At 57.7% G+C, this 18,365-nt stretch carries 21 protein-coding genes; 14 read left to right on the forward strand and 7 right to left on the reverse strand.

Translation table 11 applies throughout. From position 1 onward, the window contains the following. The first annotated feature begins 62 nt into the window (after positions 1–62). The 5 genes from lgt (at position 63) to GOW92_RS06420 (ending at position 4,286) form a co-directional block, all read left to right on the forward strand. Complete coding sequence (gene lgt / locus GOW92_RS06405; protein ID WP_170558970.1) at positions 63–950, forward strand: prolipoprotein diacylglyceryl transferase; 888 nt, start codon at positions 63–65, stop codon at positions 948–950. After that, on the forward strand, positions 947–2,014 hold the full coding sequence (locus GOW92_RS06410; RefSeq protein ID WP_170558972.1) for a class I SAM-dependent methyltransferase: 1,068 nt from the start codon (positions 947–949) through the stop codon (positions 2,012–2,014). The genes lgt and GOW92_RS06410 overlap by 4 nt, the downstream gene beginning before the upstream one ends. Continuing rightward, positions 2,011–2,769, forward strand: a complete 759-nt coding sequence (pgeF, locus tag GOW92_RS06415) for a peptidoglycan editing factor PgeF (protein ID WP_170558974.1) — start codon at positions 2,011–2,013, stop codon at positions 2,767–2,769. The genes GOW92_RS06410 and pgeF overlap by 4 nt, the downstream gene beginning before the upstream one ends. A gap of 272 nt (positions 2,770–3,041) precedes the next feature. Next, the gene (locus GOW92_RS25135) at positions 3,042–3,170 is read left to right on the forward strand and encodes a hypothetical protein (protein ID WP_302477274.1); all 129 of its coding nucleotides are present in this window, start codon (positions 3,042–3,044) and stop codon (positions 3,168–3,170) included. A 333-nt stretch (positions 3,171–3,503) separates the two neighbouring features. After that, entirely contained in the window at positions 3,504–4,286 is a 783-nt protein-coding gene (locus GOW92_RS06420) for a Hint domain-containing protein (protein ID WP_170558975.1), read from the forward strand. Between the two features lie 116 nt (positions 4,287–4,402). On the opposite strand, the gene GOW92_RS06425 is transcribed toward GOW92_RS06420, so the two are convergent. Beyond that, positions 4,403–4,903, reverse strand: coding sequence for an Lrp/AsnC family transcriptional regulator (locus GOW92_RS06425; protein WP_170423073.1), 501 nt, complete (start codon positions 4,901–4,903; stop codon positions 4,403–4,405). Positions 4,904–5,130: 227 nt separating this feature from the next. On the opposite strand from GOW92_RS06425, the gene trxB reads away from it, so the two are divergent. The 5 genes from trxB (at position 5,131) to GOW92_RS06450 (ending at position 11,172) form a co-directional block, all read left to right on the forward strand. Further along, positions 5,131–6,072 carry a thioredoxin-disulfide reductase gene (gene trxB, locus GOW92_RS06430; protein WP_170558977.1) on the forward strand — a complete coding sequence of 314 codons (942 nt, stop codon included), beginning with the start codon at positions 5,131–5,133 and terminating at the stop codon, positions 6,070–6,072. A gap of 4 nt (positions 6,073–6,076) precedes the next feature. Next, the gene (locus GOW92_RS06435; protein WP_170558979.1) at positions 6,077–6,553 is read left to right on the forward strand and encodes an RES family NAD+ phosphorylase; all 477 of its coding nucleotides are present in this window, start codon (positions 6,077–6,079) and stop codon (positions 6,551–6,553) included. 51 nt (positions 6,554–6,604) lie between these two features. Further along, positions 6,605–8,275, forward strand: coding sequence for an adenylate/guanylate cyclase domain-containing protein (locus GOW92_RS06440; protein ID WP_170558981.1), 1,671 nt, complete (start codon positions 6,605–6,607; stop codon positions 8,273–8,275). 206 nt (positions 8,276–8,481) lie between these two features. Next, the gene (locus GOW92_RS06445; protein ID WP_170558982.1) at positions 8,482–10,200 is read left to right on the forward strand and encodes a bifunctional sulfate adenylyltransferase/adenylylsulfate kinase; all 1,719 of its coding nucleotides are present in this window, start codon (positions 8,482–8,484) and stop codon (positions 10,198–10,200) included. A 114-nt stretch (positions 10,201–10,314) separates the two neighbouring features. Beyond that, positions 10,315–11,172: a hypothetical protein gene (locus GOW92_RS06450; protein WP_170558984.1), complete on the forward strand. Its 858-nt coding sequence runs from the start codon at positions 10,315–10,317 to the stop codon at positions 11,170–11,172. Here the strand turns inward: GOW92_RS06450 and GOW92_RS06455 are convergent. The 4 genes from GOW92_RS06455 to GOW92_RS06470 form a co-directional block, all read right to left on the reverse strand. Then, positions 11,169–12,038 (reverse strand): hypothetical protein, encoded by an 870-nt coding sequence (locus tag GOW92_RS06455; RefSeq protein WP_170558986.1) that lies wholly within the window; start codon positions 12,036–12,038, stop codon positions 11,169–11,171. The genes GOW92_RS06450 and GOW92_RS06455 overlap by 4 nt on opposite strands. Continuing rightward, positions 12,035–12,922 carry a PhzF family phenazine biosynthesis protein gene (locus GOW92_RS06460; RefSeq protein ID WP_170558988.1) on the reverse strand — a complete coding sequence of 296 codons (888 nt, stop codon included), beginning with the start codon at positions 12,920–12,922 and terminating at the stop codon, positions 12,035–12,037. Before GOW92_RS06460 ends, GOW92_RS06455 begins: the two co-directional genes overlap by 4 nt. A 98-nt stretch (positions 12,923–13,020) precedes the next feature. Beyond that, positions 13,021–13,245 carry a DUF1150 family protein gene (locus tag GOW92_RS06465; protein WP_170466716.1) on the reverse strand — a complete coding sequence of 75 codons (225 nt, stop codon included), beginning with the start codon at positions 13,243–13,245 and terminating at the stop codon, positions 13,021–13,023. 5 nt (positions 13,246–13,250) lie between these two features. Continuing rightward, positions 13,251–13,664 carry an Hsp20 family protein gene (locus GOW92_RS06470; protein ID WP_058275530.1) on the reverse strand — a complete coding sequence of 138 codons (414 nt, stop codon included), beginning with the start codon at positions 13,662–13,664 and terminating at the stop codon, positions 13,251–13,253. A gap of 164 nt (positions 13,665–13,828) precedes the next feature. Here GOW92_RS06470 and GOW92_RS06475 point away from each other — a divergent pair, with 164 nt between their 5' ends. The 4 genes from GOW92_RS06475 (at position 13,829) to GOW92_RS06490 (ending at position 16,438) form a co-directional block, all read left to right on the forward strand. Continuing rightward, positions 13,829–14,053, forward strand: coding sequence for a YdcH family protein (locus GOW92_RS06475; protein WP_058275529.1), 225 nt, complete (start codon positions 13,829–13,831; stop codon positions 14,051–14,053). A gap of 77 nt (positions 14,054–14,130) precedes the next feature. Further along, positions 14,131–14,616 carry a 5-(carboxyamino)imidazole ribonucleotide mutase gene (gene purE / locus GOW92_RS06480; RefSeq protein ID WP_170558990.1) on the forward strand — a complete coding sequence of 162 codons (486 nt, stop codon included), beginning with the start codon at positions 14,131–14,133 and terminating at the stop codon, positions 14,614–14,616. Next, a complete protein-coding gene (locus tag GOW92_RS06485) occupies positions 14,613–15,371 on the forward strand; it encodes an NAD(P)-binding domain-containing protein (protein WP_170558993.1) in 759 nt (252 codons plus the stop codon). The genes purE and GOW92_RS06485 overlap by 4 nt, the downstream gene beginning before the upstream one ends. Then, complete coding sequence (locus GOW92_RS06490; protein ID WP_170558995.1) at positions 15,371–16,438, forward strand: 5-(carboxyamino)imidazole ribonucleotide synthase; 1,068 nt, start codon at positions 15,371–15,373, stop codon at positions 16,436–16,438. The genes GOW92_RS06485 and GOW92_RS06490 overlap by 1 nt, the downstream gene beginning before the upstream one ends. Position 16,439: 1 nt before the next feature. Here GOW92_RS06490 and GOW92_RS06495 read toward each other — a convergent pair whose 3' ends face one another. After that, on the reverse strand, positions 16,440–17,591 hold the full coding sequence (locus GOW92_RS06495; RefSeq protein ID WP_170558997.1) for an alpha-D-ribose 1-methylphosphonate 5-triphosphate diphosphatase: 1,152 nt from the start codon (positions 17,589–17,591) through the stop codon (positions 16,440–16,442). Beyond that, positions 17,588–18,361, reverse strand: coding sequence for an alpha/beta fold hydrolase (locus tag GOW92_RS06500; protein WP_170558999.1), 774 nt, complete (start codon positions 18,359–18,361; stop codon positions 17,588–17,590). Before GOW92_RS06500 ends, GOW92_RS06495 begins: the two co-directional genes overlap by 4 nt. Positions 18,362–18,365 lie beyond the last annotated feature (4 nt).

The raw sequence follows: 18,365 nt of genomic DNA on the forward strand, positions 1-18,365 counted from the left end.
GGTAAAGATTGGCTCGGGCTCAAGGTTGACTTGCCCCGCAAACCCCGGGCAATGAGACGCACATGCAGGCTGTTCTGAATTTCCCCGACCTTTCGCCCGAATTGTTCTCGATCTCGCTGTTCGGGATGGAGTTCGCACTCAGGTGGTACGCGCTGGCCTATATCGTCGGCATTCTGATCGCATGGCGACTGGGCATTATGGCATTGAAACGCCCTGCCCTTTGGCCCGCGGAAACACCCCCGATGAAGCCGCAGCAGTTGGAGGATCTGATCACCTGGATCATCCTGGGCGTTATTCTGGGCGGGCGTCTTGGGTTCGTTCTGTTCTATCAACCGGGTTATTACCTGTCGCACCCGCTGGAGATTCTGAAGATCTGGCAGGGTGGGATGGCCTTTCATGGTGGGCTGCTGGGGGTTGTTGTCGCATCATACCTTTACGGGCGTCGGCATCAGATACCGATTTTATCCATGGCCGATCTGATTGCACACGCTGTTCCACCCGGCTTGCTGCTGGGCCGATTGGCGAATTTCACGAATGCCGAACTTTGGGGACGACCCAGCGAGGTTCCGTGGGCGGTGATCTTTCCCGGCGCTGCCGCGCAAGATTGCCCCGGCGTTGTCGCCGGAATGTGTGCCCGCCATCCTTCGCAACTGTACGAAGCCGCGCTGGAAGGGTTGTTGCTGGGCACAGTTCTCCTGTGGATGGCTTACCGGCGCGGGGCATTTCACAAGCCAGGCCTCGTGACCGGCGTCTTTCTAACAGGCTATGGGGCTTCGCGGTTCTTCGTCGAGTTCTTTCGCCAACCCGATGCGCAATTTGTCTCGCCCGGCAATCCGCTGGGACTGGCGTGGCATCTTGGCGGATACGGTCTGACGATGGGACAACTTCTGTCTCTGCCGATGATCGCACTTGGCCTTTGGCTCGCGTTGCGCGCGCGATCGGCGCTATGAACCTTAAGGACCACCTGCTGGCGCAAATCGCGTTGAACGGCCCGATGAGCGTCGCCGATTTCATGACCGAATGCCTGCTGAACCCCAAGTTCGGGTACTATACCACCCGCGATCCTTTGGGCGCACAGGGGGATTTCATCACAGCCCCGGAAATCAGCCAGATGTTTGGCGAGTTGATCGGTCTTAGCCTGGCGCAATGCTGGATAGATCAGGGCAAGCCGGACAGTTTCACGCTGGCCGAGTTGGGGCCGGGACGCGGCACCCTGATGGAAGATATCCTGCGCGCGACCCGCAGCGTGCCGGGCTTCCATGCGGCGGCCGAAATCGTGTTGTTCGAAGCCTCGCCTGCGCTTCGGGACAGACAGGCCCAAACACTCAGCATTCACGATCCGCGCTGGATCGATTCGCTTACCGAATTGCCCGAAGCTCCTCTGTTTCTGGTGGCGAACGAGTTTTTTGACGCACTGCCAATCCGACAGTTCCTACGTGACGGTGATGGCTGGCACGAACGTCTGATCGGCGCAGAAGGCGAATCGTTAGCGTTTGGCCTGGGGCCCAACACCAGTCAGGTCGCTCTTGCGGATCGCATTACCGACACTGAAGACGGCGATCTGGTCGAACTTTGCGCGGCCGCTATTCCGATTCTGACCGTCATCGCAGGGCGGATCGCATCGTATGGTGGCACTGCGCTGATCGTTGATTATGGAGACTGGCAATCGCTGGGCGACACGTTTCAAGCTTTGCAATCACATGAACGTGTTGATCCCCTCCAAGCGCCGGGTCATGCGGATTTGACCGCGCATGTAGATTTCGAACCGCTTGCCCTGGCGGCACGCGCGGCGGGTTGCGCACATACAAAGCTGACACCTCAGGGCATATTTCTGGAGCGACTCGGCATCACTGCCCGCGCGCAGGCATTGGCATCACCACTCGGCGGGACTGAGCTTGAGACACTCATTGCTGCACATCGCCGGTTGACGCACCCCGAGGAAATGGGAAACCTGTTCAAAGTACTGGGCCTCTACCCCTCATATGCTGCACCTCCACCGGGACTGGAACCATGACTTTGGAAATTCTGACCTCGGACATCCTTTCGCCTGTCCGCCACGGATTCTTCAGCCGCCGGGGCGGGGCATCTTCCGGTATATTTTCGGGTTTGAACTGCGGCTATGGCTCGTCTGACCAAACCGAAGCAGTGACGGTGAACCGTCAGCGCGTCGCCGCCGCGATGGAGGTCGAATCGGATGCTTTGGTCGGCGTACATCAAGTGCATTCGCCGACTGTTCTCACAGTGGACGCGCCCATCAATGGAGAAAAGCCCAAGGCAGATGCCGTTGTCACCGCGACCCCTGGATTGGCGCTGACGATTCTGACCGCGGATTGCCAACCGGTGTTGTTTGCCGATCCTGACGCAAATGTGATCGGAGCCGCGCATGCGGGCTGGCGCGGTGCACTGGACGGCGTTTTGGAAGCAACCTTGGACGCGATGGAGGCTTTAGGGGCGCAAAGACAAAACACTGTCGCCGTTATTGGCCCGACGATTTCTCAAGGCGCCTATGAGGTCGGTCCCGATTTTCTGGATGAATTCGCTGCGGATTCACCCGATAATCTCAGGTTCTTCGCAAATGGTAGTGGGGATCGATTGCAGTTCGACCTGCCCGCCTTTGGTTTGCACAAGTTGCGGCAAGCTGGCGTGGGTCAGGCCGAATGGACGCGGCACTGCACCTATTCAGACCCGGACAGATTCTATTCCTACCGCCGCTCAACCCACGCGAAAGAGGCCGATTACGGCCGCCTGATTTCCGCCATTAAATTATAACTCGCGCCCCAATTGTGGCAAAGTCGCCGCTTTTTTGCCACAATTATTGTGTCTGTTTGAGTCGAGACATTTTGATTTTTATTGTCCGCACTCAGATGTTTATCAATCGATTTTCCAGCAGTGCGAGGCATTCCAAAGGAAGAGGACCTGCTGACCTTCAATTATACTGCATTAACCCCGGATCAGCCTTATCGGTGCCGCAATGACGCGTCACAGTGATCCGACAAGGGAAAACGGGGTGTTCACACTCCGATACGAGCAGGAACAATATCATGAAGGTCAAATCTCGCTTCCTCAGTGCCGTTGTTGCGGCCACGCGAGAGCAGGCACCGGAAATGCCGTGGAAACGGGTTTCCAGTACTTCGGTCCGGGTCGCGCGCCGCTTGGCGCGCCGGCGCTGACCAAAAGGCCCAAGGAACCAAGCTGCCGGTTCCAAGGGTGAAGACGCACATCGGAGGGGTGCTCCGGGCCGGTGTGTGACCAACCGCTGAAATTTCCAGCGGCCTGGTTCAGGGGTGTGTGTGCGCAGGTAATTTCCGCTTGCGTTGTAGTGAGTTTGTCTGGGGGGTCAGTGTGTTGACCAAAGGAAAGCGTAAATTCATCGCGCTGCGACGCCGGAAAGGCGTGCGCCCTGTGGTCTCTATCTCATTCAAGACAAAAAAGATGCCGGTCAGGTTGCCCTGTACGGAGGGCTCTACCCGTCTGAGCGGCTTTTTAGAGGGGACGGAATAAAAATGACAATTCCACATTCCTTGGCGCGTGCAGCCAGAAACGCGGTCGAAACTTCGACCATGCTGCGCGAAATCCCAAGGACACAAGCAAGACCAAAGGCGCAGCTGCGGCGCTATGAGGTCAGCACGTTGATGCCAAACGGAGATGTATCGTTAACGCGCCACATCGCCCCGGCTTTGCCTATGTTCGAAGACGCGTTCTGCGCTTTTACGCGCGGATCATTGGTGGAAACCGAACACGGCCCATTGGCGATCGAAGATCTGCTTCCGGGCGACTCGGTTCTGACACAGGATGGCGAACTGCAGACAGTTCTGTGGAAAGGGTCGGTGACACTGATTCCCGGACGCGAGGATTCGCGTGGCCGAACGCGCCCGCTAACGCGGATCATGGCTGATACGTTTGGGATGCAAAAGCCGCTGTCTGGCGTGATCGCGGGGCCTGCCGCGCGCTTGCTGGGTGCGCCTGCGCACCTGCGCCATTTGCACGGGGGCAGTGAAATCCTGACCCCTGTTCATGAATTCCAGGACGGTATGAGCGTGATCGAAACGCTACCGCCGACCCCGATCGAACTGTTTCACATCTGCCTGAAACGCCACTCGGTCATCAAGGTCGACGGCCTGCAATTCGAATCTTACCATCCGGGCGTCAACGCCGTGCGGCAGGTCAGCAGATCACTTAGGTCGATCTACCTGAACTTGTTTGCGCACATCGAATCGCTGAATGATTTTGGCCCGCTGGTTCTGCCGCGCGCCGGAGACGGCGAAGTGGACGCGCTCACGGCCTGAAAACGGAAATTAACTGCAATGTGGGGGCATCATGCAGCTAATACTTAGTTGGGTTCTATCATTGACGGTCGCAGCTTTTCTGCCGCCGTCAAAACCGCATCAAAAGCGGATGATGTTTACGCCGTCCGGCTCATTCGTTCTTCAAGAACGTCGAAGGGAACGCCGGGCTCGTCTTTTGCGCCGCGGATAACCAGCGATGTTTTTACGCTGGCTACGTTGGGCGTCGTCAGCAGTTCGCCGGTCAGGAATTGCTGAAAACTGCTCAGGTCGGGGGCGACGCATTTCAGGATGAAATCCACCTCGCCGTTCAACATGTGGCATTCCCGGACCAGAGGCCATTCGCGGCAGCGTTCCTCGAACGCGTTGAGTTCGGATTCGGCTTGGCTTTCCAAACCCACCATCGCAAAGACCTGAACCTCGAACCCCAGCTCGCGTGAGTTCACATCGGCATGGTAACCGCGGATCAGCCCGGACTCCTCAAGTGTGCGCACCCGCCGCAGGCAGGGCGGCGCGGAAATACCCACGCGCTTTGCCAGCTCAACATTGGTCATACGACCGTCTGCCTGCAATTCCGCCAGAATCTTGCGATCAATCTCATCCAGCCGTATCGCGACCATGAAATGCTCCTAGAATTTTCGGTTGTTATATCAGCACCCGATCAATGCGCAATTATCTTTCGCATCCGCGCAATATTCTATATTTTCAATGTTCTTTTTTTGAGCGCCCACCAGCAATCGCATAGCAGCCTGTCAAAAGGTTGGGGGTTTAAGCCCTGCGCGGTGGTCGCTATATCCATCCGTCAGGGGCTACGCGCCCCAATCAGGCAGATCGAGTTGGGGGTACCATGGCCGAAACACGACACACCAGGGTTCTGATCATCGGATCGGGACCGGCCGGTTACACGGCCGGCGTTTATGCCAGTCGCGCGATGCTGGAGCCGATTCTGGTTCAGGGCATCGAGCCGGGTGGCCAGCTGACCACAACAACCGAGGTCGAAAACTGGCCCGGAGATACCGAGGTTCAAGGCCCCGACCTGATGGTGCGTATGCAAGACCACGCCAAAGCGATGGGCTGTGAAATCATCGGTGACATAATCAACAATCTGGACGTCAGTAAACGCCCGTTCACCGCAACAGGCGACAGCGGAACCATCTACACCGCCGATGCGGTCATTCTGGCCACCGGCGCGCGCGCCAAATGGCTGGGGCTGCCGTCAGAAGAAAAATTCAAGGGCTTTGGCGTTTCGGCGTGCGCCACCTGCGACGGGTTCTTTTATCGCGGACAGGAAATCGTGGTGATCGGCGGCGGCAACACCGCCGTGGAAGAGGCGCTGTTCCTGACCAATTTTGCCAGCAAGGTCACGCTGATACACCGACGGGATGAGCTGCGCGCGGAAAAGATCCTTCAGGACCGTCTGCTTAAGCATGAGAAAATCGAACCCCTGTGGTTCCATGAGTTGGAAGAGGTGACCGGCACCGATGCCCCACTGGGTGTCGAGGGTGTGCGCGTCAAAAACGTGAAGACCGGTGAGATCACCGAGATCCCCTGCAAGGGCGTTTTTGTTGCGATCGGGCACGCGCCAGCCAATGAGCTGGTCAAGGACTCGCTGGAATCCCATATGGGCGGCTATGTCGTGACAAAACCGGGCTCGACCGAAACTTCGGTGCCGGGTGTATTCGCGGCGGGCGACCTGACCGACCACATCTACCGTCAGGCTGTCACCAGCGCGGGAATGGGATGTATGGCCGCATTGGACGCCGAGCGTTTCCTGGCCGAACAGGACTAATCAGATGCTGGAATTCTCTGGCCCGGTCTGGAGAATTTTGTTTCTGTCACAATTGGACGCCCCTTTGGCCCCTGCTCGGGCGCCAGAGGGGCGTTTTCATTACCCGGGACAGCCAGCGCTTTACGCATCGCTCAGCGCGGAAGGCGCCGGAATCGCCATTCGGCGATATGTCACGGCAGGCGATCCGCCACGGGTTTTGGTGCAGGCAAACGTGACAGACGCAAAGCTGGTCGACCTACGGGGGCAGTCTGACGCATCTGTCCTATGGCAGGATATTCACGCCAAACAGGGCACCTCACCCACATGGCGGTTCTCGGACCACGCGCGCAGCATTGGCGCGGACGGGTTGATGTACAGCTCGCGCTCGCGCCCCGAACTCAGCCACATTGTCCTGTTCGACCCGTCGCCTTCCCTTATCGGTGTGCACGCACCGCCGACGGATTGGGCACCGCATTACGCACAACCTCCGCTTGACCGCTAAGCTGCGGCGTATCAGACTCGGCCTCAGACGAGACGAATGCGGGTGATCTGATTGAAAACTGTTCTGTGGCAAGGCGGGCGGGCAACCCGGCTAAGGATCGGCAGCGGCCTGATTCTGTTCGCCTTTGCGTTCTTTCATTTCATCAATATCGGCCTTGGTCTGTTTCACACGGACTACCTGCATGACATGCAGGATGCCCGGCATGTGATCACGCGCCACGGGATCGGAAGCGTAATCCTCTATGCTGCTCTGCTAATTCACGCAGGGTTGGCCCTGTATTCAATTAGCCAGCGCAGGACATTGCGAATGCCGTTCAGCACGGGGTTGCAGATGGTGCTGGGGTTGTTGATCCCATTACAACTGATCTCACACATCGTGCAAACGCGATATGCGAACACGGTCTTCGATGTGAACGATGAAATGGGCTATATCATCGTGCTGATGTGGCCCAGCTACGCGGTCTGGATGCAAAGCCTGCTGTTATTGGTAGTTTGGGTGCATGGTTGCATCGGACTGCACATGTGGCTGCGGCTGACCAAATGGTGGCCCAAACTGGTACCTTATCTGATTGGTCTGGCTGTGTTCGTTCCGACATTTGCTCTTACTGGAGTGTTGACGGAAGGGCGCCGGATCTGGGCCGATTTTGCAGATCCTTTTTTGCGCGAACAATATATCGAGCATTACAACTGGCCTTCTCCAGAAGAATTTCAGACCCTGTTCAACGTCAAGGACAATGCGCTGATGGCGTTCTGGGTGGCCCTTGGAGCATCTCTGGCGGTTTTTGCGATCCGCAAGCTGTGGCGCCGCCGACATTCCGTGCGCGTCAAGTATGTTCAGGGCCCTGAGGTCGTTGCCGAAAAAGGCATGACCTTACTTGAAATATCTCAAGCCAACGGGATTCCGCACACCGCGCTGTGCGGTGGAAAAGGGCGCTGTACCACCTGCCGTGTGATTGTCGAGGATGGCGCGGATCAACTGCCTGAACCCGGTGAGGTCGAAGCCCGAAGCCTTGCCGCAGTCAGCGCCCCGGATGGTGCCCGGCTAGCTTGCCAGATCCGGCCGACTGCGCCGATCACGGCGTTTCGAATGTTTCGCCCGGACGGCGCGCGGCACAGGGCACATGCAAGCCAGGGTCAGGAGCGGCAGTTGGCGGTCCTGTTTCTGGACATGCGCGGCTTCACCTCTCGCACCACCGGCCAGTTGCCCTATGACATCGTTTTCCTGCTGAACCGTTTTTTTGACGCCATCGTTCCCGCGATCACCGCCGAAGGCGGAGTGGTGGACAAATACATGGGCGACGGCCTACTTGCGGTATTCGAAACCGCCGACGCTCAAACCTCGGCCCGGGCGGGAATAAAAGGGGCCACTGAAATCAGCCTGGCCCTGCAACGTTTCAATCAGCAGTTGGAATCCGAGGGCAGCCCTAAAATTCGCATAGGAATGGGCTTGCATCTGGGCGACCTTGTTTTGGGCGAAATCGGCGCTGCAGGCCATGCCGCTCGCACGATCATCGGAGACACCGTCAATGTGGCCAGCCGGTTGGAAGCTGAAACTAAAACACTGGGTTGCGAACTTCTGGTCTCAGAAGAGTTGTTGCTGGCCGCAGGCTATGAGGGCGATATGCGGCAAGTCCGCTCGTTTGAGTTGCGCGGTGTGACGCGCCCGATTCCCGCCTTGCCCGTCCACACAGCTGCGGATTTGAACGCCAGTGTCGCTGCATAAGAACACTCGCCCTCAATTCAGTGGAATTGTTGCCCACCGCAAGGACCAACTTCGCGGTTTGTGTCAAAAACCGGAAAATCCTTCCATTGCGGGAAAAAACCACGCATATCGTCCTTAGTTTCATCAAGGTATATGGACTTCACCCAAATGCCGGGGCAAACGCCCTTAACTCAACGGCAAAAAAGCACTTCGACAAGAGTATTCCAATGACGATGTTAAGTAACCTGGCCCCTATCCCCGAATTGTACGTGTCATACGAGTCGGCACAGAAAATGAAGGTGGAAGCCGCCGATCTGACCAGCTGGGACCTGAGCCCGCGCCAGATCTGCGATCTGGAATTGCTGATGAACGGCGGGTTCAACCCGCTCAAGGGATTTCTGAGCCAGGCGGACTACGACAATGTCGTTGAAAACATGCGGCTGGCCGACGGCACCCTTTGGCCGATGCCCATCACGCTGGACGTAGACGAAGCGTTCGCCGACAAAATCGAACTAGGCCAGGACATCGCACTGCGCGATCAGGAAGGCGTCATTCTGGGCACGATGACCGTGACGGACCGGTGGACGCCCGACAAAGCGCGCGAGGCCGAAAAGGTCTTTGGTGCTGATGACGACGCACACCCTGCGGTGAATTATCTGAATAATGTGGCGGGCAAGGTTTATCTGGGCGGACCTGTGGTCGGTATTCAGCAGCCGGTTCATTATGACTTCCGCGCGCGTCGCGACACGCCGAACGAGTTGCGCGCCTATTTCCGCAAGGTCGGCTGGCGTCGCATCGTGGCGTTTCAGACGCGTAACCCGCTCCACCGCGCACACCAGGAACTGACCTTCCGCGCCGCAAAAGAGGCACAGGCCAACCTGCTGATCCATCCGGTCGTGGGAATGACCAAACCGGGGGACGTCGATCACTTTACCCGCGTGCGCTGCTATGAGGCTGTGCTGGACAAATACCCGGCCTCCACCACCTCGATGTCGCTGCTGAATCTGGCTATGCGAATGGCCGGTCCGCGCGAGGCGGTCTGGCACGGGCTGATCCGCGCCAACCACGGCTGCACCCACTTCATCGTTGGTCGAGATCACGCCGGTCCCGGCAAGAACAGTGAGGGCGAAGATTTCTACGGCCCATACGATGCCCAAGACCTATTCCGCAAATACCAGGACGAAATCGGCATCGAAATGGTCGACTTCAAACACATGGTCTACGTGCAGGAACGCGCCCAATACGAGCCGAATGATGAAATCCTCGACAAGGACAACGTCACCATCCTGAATATCTCGGGTACCGAACTGCGCCGCCGTTTGCGTGAAGGTCTTGAGATTCCGGAATGGTTCTCGTTCCCCGAAGTCGTGCAAGAGCTGCGCAGCCGCTTCCCACCACGTTCGCGGCAAGGGTTCACCGTGTTTTTCACCGGCTTCTCGGGTTCAGGCAAGTCGACGATTGCTAACGCCCTAATGGTCAAGCTGATGGAGATGGGCGACCGCCCTGTTACCCTGCTGGATGGTGACATTGTGCGGAAAAACCTGTCGTCTGAGCTCGGCTTTTCCAAGGAACACCGCGACCTGAACATCCGCCGCATCGGCTATGTGGCCAGCGAGATCACCAAAAATGGTGGTATCGCAATCTGCGCGCCGATCGCACCATATGCCACGACCCGTCGCGCGGTCCGGGAAGAGATCGAACAGTTCGGTGCCTTCTGCGAGGTTCACGTGGCGACCAGTATTGAGGAATGCGAACGCCGCGATCGCAAGGGGCTGTACAAGCTGGCACGCGAAGGCAAAATCAAAGAGTTCACCGGAATTTCGGACCCCTACGACGTACCCGACAGCCCCGAGCTGAGCGTCGAGACCGAAAATGTCGAGGTCGACAACTGTGCCCATCAGGTTTTGTTGAAACTGGAAAGCATGGGTCTGATTGCGGCGTCATAAACGTTCTGGATACCAATAATCAAAGCGGCCATCAGTGGCCGCTTTTTTTGTTGGATTGACAAGCGGGGACTGCCTTAGTGCAAATGCAACACCTGACAAAAACGCAAAGTGCCCATGACCCGCGACCTGCCTGCAATTGCCAGTTTCTGGTTCGGCTCAGATTTAAGCTGGCTCGAGGCGTTGTGTATTCAATCCTACCTGGATAACGGTCACCGGTTTGTCCTGTATACCGTGCATGAAGTCCAAGGCGTGCCTAAGGGTGCCGAGGTACGACCCGCAGCCGACATTCTCTGGCCCGCGCCGTTTGATTTCCAACCGGAAGATCGGTTGGGGATCGCAGTGTTTTCGGACATTTTCCGACTGCGGCTTATGCAGAAAACCCCGTTCATCTGGGTCGATCTGGATGCTTATTGCGTGCAGCCATTTGATTTTTCTTCCTCTTATATATTTGGATCTTCTCAATCAGGTACCTTTCCAAACGGCGTACTGCGCCTGCCGGAAGATTCTGAGACACTGGCGTTATGGATCGACTTCGTGACCTCGACCAATCCGACCCAACCCTGGCGTGGCGGGCGATTGTTTCGGCACAATCGCAGGCGCATCCGAAACGGTGAATCCTGGGGCATCGAAGCACTGCCATGGGGCAGCTCAGGCCCCAAAGCGCTGGAGTTCTTTTTGCGTCAAACGGGTGAAGACGTACACGCAATGCACGCCGATGTCTTCTATCCATTGGACAAGGAACAGCTATGGAAATTGCACGATCCGCTCATTTCCACGTCCGATATTGAACGTGATGCGGTGCATTCGGTCCACATCTACGGACACCAGAAAAAGTTCTTAGCAGGCAATTCCGCCGGGCTTCCTGTCAGCGGATCATACCTGCAGCGGCTTTGCCTTCGGCATGGAATTGACGCCCTGGCAAACCCTATACGGCCCGTGGGATGGCTGGCCCCAAAACCAATGGACCACTAGGCCGCGTTGACCTGTTCTCGCAGCGTTCGTACCGCGCGACCTTCAAAGTCACCAAACTCTGCTGCCTTGCTTTGTGCAGCTTTCAGATGTGGCAATCGCTGGGCATAGTCTTCAGCGGACAAGCCTCCGATCGCGCGCTGAATATCGACTTCGGACTCGCAGAGGATCATGCCCTTGGTATCCATGAAGTCGCCAATATTCAGGCAGCCCCAATAGATCGGAACCGTTGAACACAGGATCGCGTCTGTCAGCTTTTCCGAGAAATAGTTCTTCTCGCGCACATTCTCGATCACGACGGAATAGCGATACGGGGCCAACCCGTCGGACTTGCGGTCGAACGGGGTATATCCCCGCCCCATGATATCCACGTCGGCCCCGTTGTCGCGTACCCAGTCAATCACTGAATGGCGCAATTGATGGCCTTCCAGATCACGCTTGGCCGAGGCGATCAGTGAGCAGGATTTGGTCTTTTCGACATCCAACTCACGCCAATCTGGCACCATTGTCACGCCATAAGGCAGGAACACCGAGTTCGGAAGGTTCTGCAGCAACACATCGTGGAACGTCATCACGCGAAAGAAACGTCGCCACGTGTAGCGCAGCATCTTGTCGTGCTTGGCGTGAATGGCCGACGGCTCACCCATCATCAGGGAAATCCGAGCGCGGGTCCCTCGGCGAAGGCGCAGATGCACGGTTGAATTAGGGTACATGATCAGGTGGTCGGTACGCTCAAGATCGCCAACCGTTTTACCCATCAGGCGCTCGGGGCACCCTTCGGGCCAGATCAGATCGGACAATGGAACCGAAGCCAGTTTCGGCCCCAACCGATGCCCGTAAGGCAGGATGGCGATCGCGGGTTCAGTCATGACAATTGCTCGGGCAAGTTGACCTGACCGCGCATTAACACAAAGCCACGCCCAGCCACCTTGATACCGGTCATCGCATCCGCCGGTCCGACGCGCGTCACAGTCGCTTGACCCGGGCGGCCCAGGTCATGGCCCTGTTCAGCTGTAAACGTATCCTTTGGCATCAAACCGTATTTCCACAGATATGCCGCCATTGCCCCGGTTGCGGATCCGGTAAACGGGTCCTCAGGTGGGCTGGGCGGCAACATCATCAGGCGCGAAAACGTATCTCCAGCCTCAGTCGCACCCTGGAGCGTCACAATATACGGCTCGGCCATGTCCGATCCAGAATACCCTCCGGCCTCTATGACCTTGCGTAAAGGTTCTTCAACCAACGTTGCAGCACGCAGCGCTTCAAGATCGCGCAGAACAGTGACACAGAACGGCAATCCGGTTGAGACCATCTGAGGCGGCGAGATGATCGCATTTTCCGGCAGATTAATGGCCGCGGCAACAAGATCGGCAGGAACCATCGCACCAAATTGCGGTGCGACCTGCGTCATCTCAATCTCATCGCCGTTGAGTTGAATCGACACGATCCCTGCCCCGGTTTCCAAGGTCAGGGCCTCGCCCTGAAACAAACCACGCGACCGCATTGCCGCAACGGTGGCAATAGTTGGGTGTCCGGCAAAAGGGATCTCACGGCTGGCCAGAAAATAGCGTACTTTGATATCGGCCACATTTGACGGGCCTGTGAAGGTACACTCGACCAAAGAAGTTTCCCGTACATAGGCTGTGCAGACTTCTTCAGGCAACCCTGCCCCACCATGGACCACCGCGCAACCGTTGCCACCAAAGGCGCGGTCACTGAAGGCATCCACCCAGTCAAAATCAAACCAGCTCATTTATTGAAGCCTCCGCCCTGCGAACCAATCCTGGTTCGCATATCTCACCCGTGGGGCGGCGGATGTCACGGGAAAATCACGCGCTGTGGGGGGCCGTTTCAGTGAACGGCCACCGGAGAGAAGTCATGCTCGCGCGCCAGAACAAAGGCCAGCTTGCGGTCTGCGACCAGTGCCAGTTGCTGACCATCTGAATCGTGCACAGCATAAAGCTGATCCAGATCACCGGCCTGTTCGCGTACTTCCCGAGGCAGGTCAGCTACATCGACGGCTTTCACGTAAACGATCCGATCGCCTTCGGTGTTGATTTCAATCGGTGTATTCATTGCTCTTACCCCTTCCGTATATTGATTGTCTGCACCACGGTTTCCGGCACGGCGCGGGTCAGGTCCACATGCAGCAGACCGTTCTCCATGATCGCCTCGCCCACCTCGACACCATCGGCCAGCACAAACATGCGCTGGAATTGGCGCGCCGCGATGCCGCGATGCAAAAAGATGCGCCCCTCGCTATCGTCGCGTTGACGGCCCCGGATCACAAGTTGGCGATCCTCGATGGTAATCGACAAGTCTTCTTCCGCAAAACCGGCAACCGCCAAGGTGATGCGATAGGAAAAATCCGAGGTCTGTTCGATGTTATAGGGCGGGTAACCTTCGTTGCCGGCCTTTGCAGACCGCTCCAGAAGGCGTTCCAATTGCTCGAACCCCAAAAGATGCGGGTATGAGCCAAGAGTAAGTTTTGACACGTATTTTCGTCCTTTTTTGTCAAAGCGACGTATGGTGCGGCCCCGTTCCGGCAACCGCGTATGATAGAATATGGGAATATGCAGGGATGTCCACAAGGTCTGGTCGGATAAAGTCTGACACACTATCTTGTGTGGAAAGCACCACAATAATGACCGAGTCGCCTATGAACGCGCCCACTGACATTTCGATGAAAACTGACGAAGTTCTTCGGGTCGAGTTGGAGGTTTTTCGCCGCCAGCACCGCGATCTAGACGAGGCGATCGAAGCGCTGCAAGCGACGGGCACGTCGGATCAGCTGACGATCAAGCGACTGAAAAAGCAGAAACTGCGCCTTAAGGACATCATTCGCCTGATCGAAGATCGCCTGACCCCGGATATCATTGCCTAATACCCCTCTACCGCATTGCCAGATAGGCCGATTTGGCTATAGTGCGCGCTCTTTCGACGGGCAGAGGCGACAAGCGGATGAGCGATGTAAAAGTGGGGATCATCATGGGCAGCCAGTCGGACTGGCCCACGATGAAAGAGGCCGCGGATATTCTGGATGAACTGGGCATTGCGTATGAAAAGCGCATCGTTTCGGCGCACCGCACCCCCGATCGCCTGTGGGACTATGGCAAAACTGCCGTTCAGCGCGGTCTGGATGTGATTATCGCCGGTGCGGGCGGTGCTGCGCATCTGCCGGGGATGATGGCCTCAAAGACGCGCGTGCCTGTGATCGGCGTGCCTGTTCAGACCCGTGCCCTGTCCGGCGTCGATTCGCTTTACTCCATCGTGCAGATGCCCAAAGGCTTTCCGGTGGCGACGATGGCTATCGGCTCGGCCGGTGGGGCCAATGCCGGGTTGATGGCGGCCGGCATCCTCGCCTTGCAGGACGCAGCGCTGGCTGATCGGCTGGATGCCTGGCGCGAAGCTTTGTCTGCTTCTATCCCCGAGGAACCCCAAGGATGAGCCGTATCGGCTTTATCGGAACCGGACATATCGCAGCCCCCATTGCGCGTTTTCTTACGGACAAGGGGCATAGCATTGCCGTTACAGAGCGAAACGCCAAAGTCTCAGCTGAGTTGGAGGCTGAACTGGGCGTAACGGTTACAAACCCACAAGCGGTTATCGACGCATCGGATATCGTTTTTCTTTGCCTGCGCCCTCAGATCGCCCCGGAAGTTCTGGATAACCTGAGTTTTCGCTCGGATCAGCAAATCGTATCTGTGATGGCAGCTGTATCGGCGGATCAGCTTGCATCCCTGTGCGCTCCGGCGACTGACTTCGTTCAAACAATCCCTTTGGGTTTTTTGCGGCAAGGCGGATGCCCGCTTGCGGCGTTTGGCAACGATGCCTTGCTGGCCGAACTGTTCGAACCCGAAAACCCAGTTGTAAAAGTCGAAACCGAGGTAGCGTTGAACGCACATTTTGCGATCTGCGCGATGGTGCCGGGGATTCTGGACGTTATGGCGACAGGTGCCGAGTGGTTGACCCAGCAGACAGGCGACGCGGATGCCTCGGAGTTCTACACAACACAGCTGCTGTCCGGATTTCTGCAGACGATGCAAACCGGGCAAGCCGGGCGTCTGACCGAGGAACGGGACGCACTGGCGACGGATGGAACACTCAGCCTGCAAATGACGCAGGCATTGCATGCGGGCAAGGCACATGACGCGCTGCGCTCGGCGCTGCAGGCGATTGGAAAAAGGTTGGAGACAGACTGATGACGGACATGCTTTCTCCGGGGGCACGAATTGGAATTCTTGGCGGTGGTCAATTGGGCCGGATGTTGTCCGTCGCGGCAGCCCGGTTGGGCTTTGTAACCCACATCTTTGAACCAGGCGCCAACCCACCCGCCGGTCAGGTGGCGGATCGTGTGACCACTGCAGCCTATGACGACGCTGCGGCGTTGCAAGCGTTTGCCGGGTCGGTTGATGTCATCACCTATGAATTCGAGAACATCCCAACCGAAGCGTTGGACCTGTTGGAAGCACATTGCCCGATCCATCCGGGCCGCGAGGCATTGCGCGTCAGTCAGGACCGGCTGACCGAAAAGAACTTCCTTGCCGGGTTAGGCTTGAAGACGGCACCATTTGCCGACATCACGGATCTAAACAGCCTGAAGGCAGCGATTGACCGGATCGGCACGCCGGCCATCCTGAAAACCCGCCGCTTTGGCTATGACGGCAAGGGGCAGGCGCGTCTGCGTAGCCCGGAAGATGCCGAGGCAGCCCTGGCCGATATGGCCGGTGCACCCGCGATACTAGAAGGGTTCGTTAACTTCAGCCACGAGGTATCGGTCATCGCCGCCCGCGGTATCGACGGTCAGGTTGCCTGTTTCGACCCCGGTGAAAACGTGCACCGCGATGGCATCCTGCACACCACGACGGTACCCGCCCGCCTCGCCCCGGCGCAGCGAACTGATGCTGTGCTGCTGGCAGCGAATATCCTGAACGCGCTGGATTACGTGGGCGTCATGGGCGTTGAACTGTTCGTCACGTCGGATGGTTTGATCGTGAATGAGGTCGCGCCAAGGGTGCATAACTCGGGCCACTGGACGCAGAACGGCTGCGCGGTAGATCAGTTTGAACAGCATATTCGCGCCGTAGCCGGCTGGCCGTTGGGCGACGGTCAACGCCATTCAGACGTGGTTATGGAGAACCTGATTGGCGACGATATGGACCGCGTGCCGGAATTGGCGCGGGAACGCGACGTTGCGCTTCATCTCTATGGCAAGGCTGAAGTCAAACCGGGCCGCAAGATGGCGCATTTTAACCGCATTACGCGGTAACTCAGCCCACGAACCTTGCGGCGATATCGCCGGACATGAAACTCACCCGCCCGCCAGCCAGCGTGGCGGCGACGCGGTGGGACCGAGCATCAAGTATCACTAGGTCTGCGCGTTGGCCCGGGTCGAGCGTACCCCGGTCCTGCAACCCAAGAACCCGTGCCGGTCCAGAAGAGACCAACGCCCAGGCTCCGGCCAGATCCAACAGACCGGATTTGGCAAGCATCAAAGCCGCTCGCCTGGGACTGGGATAATGGTAATCCGAGGCCAGCGCATCACACAGCCCCATGGTGATCAGATCCAGCGCACTGACGTTGCCCTTGTGCGAACCGCCGCGCACCACGTTGGGTGATCCGAGAATAACGTGATCCCCAGCAGCCCGAGCGGCCTCAGCCGCCTCTAGCGTTTCGGGAAACTCGGCAATCTGAGCACCTCGCTCCCGCCAATTGACGCGAGTTTCAGCCGTTGCGTCGTCATGGCTGCCCATACGGACACCCTGCTCGGACAGTGCCGCACAGAGCGCGTCCAAGGCTGCGGGAACCTCATCGCCTCGGGCATGCATGGACAGCAACATCTCAAAATGTGCTTCAGGATTACGCCCGGCCTTAAGCGCCTGCCCCGTCAGGCGCGGCGGCTTGCGCCCCTCGGCCAGCCTGTCATGTGGCAGGTGATCGTTGAACACAACGTATGGCACACGCCACGCGGCAATACGTTCAGGCAGGCTTGGATATTCCTCGAGCATGTGGGTTTCGAAGCGCAACTGCGGCAGCAGATCGGTCACGACGCAGTCTTGAACCGAGGCAATGGCGTCGAACACCTGCCCCGCGAAATCTGGGCCGCGAACGCCGCCCTCCCAGCTCAGGAATTGGGCCAGGACCGCCGTCGTGATCCCGTTGGCGGCCAGTTCAGCTTCGGCCGACAGAATACCCTCGCCCATCTGCTTCATCGCCCCGCGGCGCGGTGCGATATGACGCTCGAACCCGTCGCCGTGCAGGTCGATGATGCCGGGCAACACCAAATATCCAGACAGGTCGATAGTCCGTCCCGCCCGATCCCGTTGCACGGCCCCTTCAGAAATGGACAGATCGGCACGAGTCATGCCCTGATCCGGCAGCAGTACCTCTGCGCCGGACAAAGTCAGAGAAAGTGCGGTCATTCAGAGCGCTCCGAGTCCGGTTCCGAGCAATCCTGCCCAATGCAGATTTCATCGATGATTTCCATCACCCCATCCAGCCATGTGATCTGCGGATCAAACTGACCGAACTCGATGAAATGCAGCGCTTGCGCCATCACGCGTGGATTGTTCATCATGAACGTGTGAGTCACCGGTAGGACGATATGATCCGCCATCCCTTCGACCTTGGTCGTTTCTACCGAAACTTTCCCGTCATCCGAGCCATCGATCATCGAAGAAAACAGTGGGTTCAACGAATTCTCCCCGGCGATTACACCAAGCTCGAAATCCACAGGGGGCAGTCGTCGTGGGATACCTTCGGGGCCCGTGCCCAGCGCCAGACCGGCTGGTCCGTTCAGCATCCCGAATACTTCATACGCGCTAAGTTCGTCCACCAACTGGCTACCCTGATTGGGGGGGCCAAGCATGACCACACGACCCAGATTTTCAGGATGGTTTTCCTGCAACCAATAGCGCAACAGGATACCGCCCATCGAATGCGCAACAACATTGACTTTGTCGTCGCCGCATTCCGCAAATGCATCCGGCAACGTCTGTGCAGCCAGTTCGGGAATTGGCAGGTCGGTAGAGGGATACCCCGGGCGCACGACGGTATAACCATGCGTTTTGAACAACTGTTCCATGACGGTAAAGGACGCTTCGGTCCGCGCCAGCCCATGTAGCAGGACCACGCATTTGGCCTGCGCTATGGCGGGGACAATGAGCAAGAAGAGGGCAAGCAAGTAACGCATAGCC

The sequence above is a fragment of the Ruegeria atlantica genome (assembly GCF_013032505.1).
In the GTDB taxonomy this organism is placed as follows: Bacteria; Pseudomonadota; Alphaproteobacteria; order Rhodobacterales; family Rhodobacteraceae; genus Ruegeria; species Ruegeria atlantica_F.

Coding starts and splice junctions, on each gene's coding strand:
- GOW92_RS06455 (WP_170558986.1), bottom strand. CDS start 12,038: ATGACTGAACCCGCGATCGCCATCCTGCCTTACGGGCATCGGTTGGGG.
- GOW92_RS06420 (WP_170558975.1), top strand. CDS start 3,504: ATGACAATTCCACATTCCTTGGCGCGTGCAGCCAGAAACGCGGTCGAA.
- GOW92_RS06410 (WP_170558972.1), top strand. CDS start 947: ATGAACCTTAAGGACCACCTGCTGGCGCAAATCGCGTTGAACGGCCCG.
- GOW92_RS06445 (WP_170558982.1), top strand. CDS start 8,482: ATGACGATGTTAAGTAACCTGGCCCCTATCCCCGAATTGTACGTGTCA.
- GOW92_RS06425 (WP_170423073.1), bottom strand. CDS start 4,903: ATGGTCGCGATACGGCTGGATGAGATTGATCGCAAGATTCTGGCGGAA.
- GOW92_RS06450 (WP_170558984.1), top strand. CDS start 10,315: ATGACCCGCGACCTGCCTGCAATTGCCAGTTTCTGGTTCGGCTCAGAT.
- GOW92_RS25135 (WP_302477274.1), top strand. CDS start 3,042: ATGAAGGTCAAATCTCGCTTCCTCAGTGCCGTTGTTGCGGCCACGCGA.
- GOW92_RS06500 (WP_170558999.1), bottom strand. CDS start 18,361: ATGCGTTACTTGCTTGCCCTCTTCTTGCTCATTGTCCCCGCCATAGCG.
- GOW92_RS06475 (WP_058275529.1), top strand. CDS start 13,829: ATGAACGCGCCCACTGACATTTCGATGAAAACTGACGAAGTTCTTCGG.
- GOW92_RS06460 (WP_170558988.1), bottom strand. CDS start 12,922: ATGAGCTGGTTTGATTTTGACTGGGTGGATGCCTTCAGTGACCGCGCC.
- GOW92_RS06495 (WP_170558997.1), bottom strand. CDS start 17,591: ATGACCGCACTTTCTCTGACTTTGTCCGGCGCAGAGGTACTGCTGCCG.
- trxB (WP_170558977.1), top strand. CDS start 5,131: ATGGCCGAAACACGACACACCAGGGTTCTGATCATCGGATCGGGACCG.
- GOW92_RS06465 (WP_170466716.1), bottom strand. CDS start 13,245: ATGAATACACCGATTGAAATCAACACCGAAGGCGATCGGATCGTTTAC.
- GOW92_RS06490 (WP_170558995.1), top strand. CDS start 15,371: ATGACGGACATGCTTTCTCCGGGGGCACGAATTGGAATTCTTGGCGGT.
- GOW92_RS06485 (WP_170558993.1), top strand. CDS start 14,613: ATGAGCCGTATCGGCTTTATCGGAACCGGACATATCGCAGCCCCCATT.
- purE (WP_170558990.1), top strand. CDS start 14,131: ATGAGCGATGTAAAAGTGGGGATCATCATGGGCAGCCAGTCGGACTGG.
- lgt (WP_170558970.1), top strand. CDS start 63: ATGCAGGCTGTTCTGAATTTCCCCGACCTTTCGCCCGAATTGTTCTCG.
- pgeF (WP_170558974.1), top strand. CDS start 2,011: ATGACTTTGGAAATTCTGACCTCGGACATCCTTTCGCCTGTCCGCCAC.
- GOW92_RS06435 (WP_170558979.1), top strand. CDS start 6,077: ATGCTGGAATTCTCTGGCCCGGTCTGGAGAATTTTGTTTCTGTCACAA.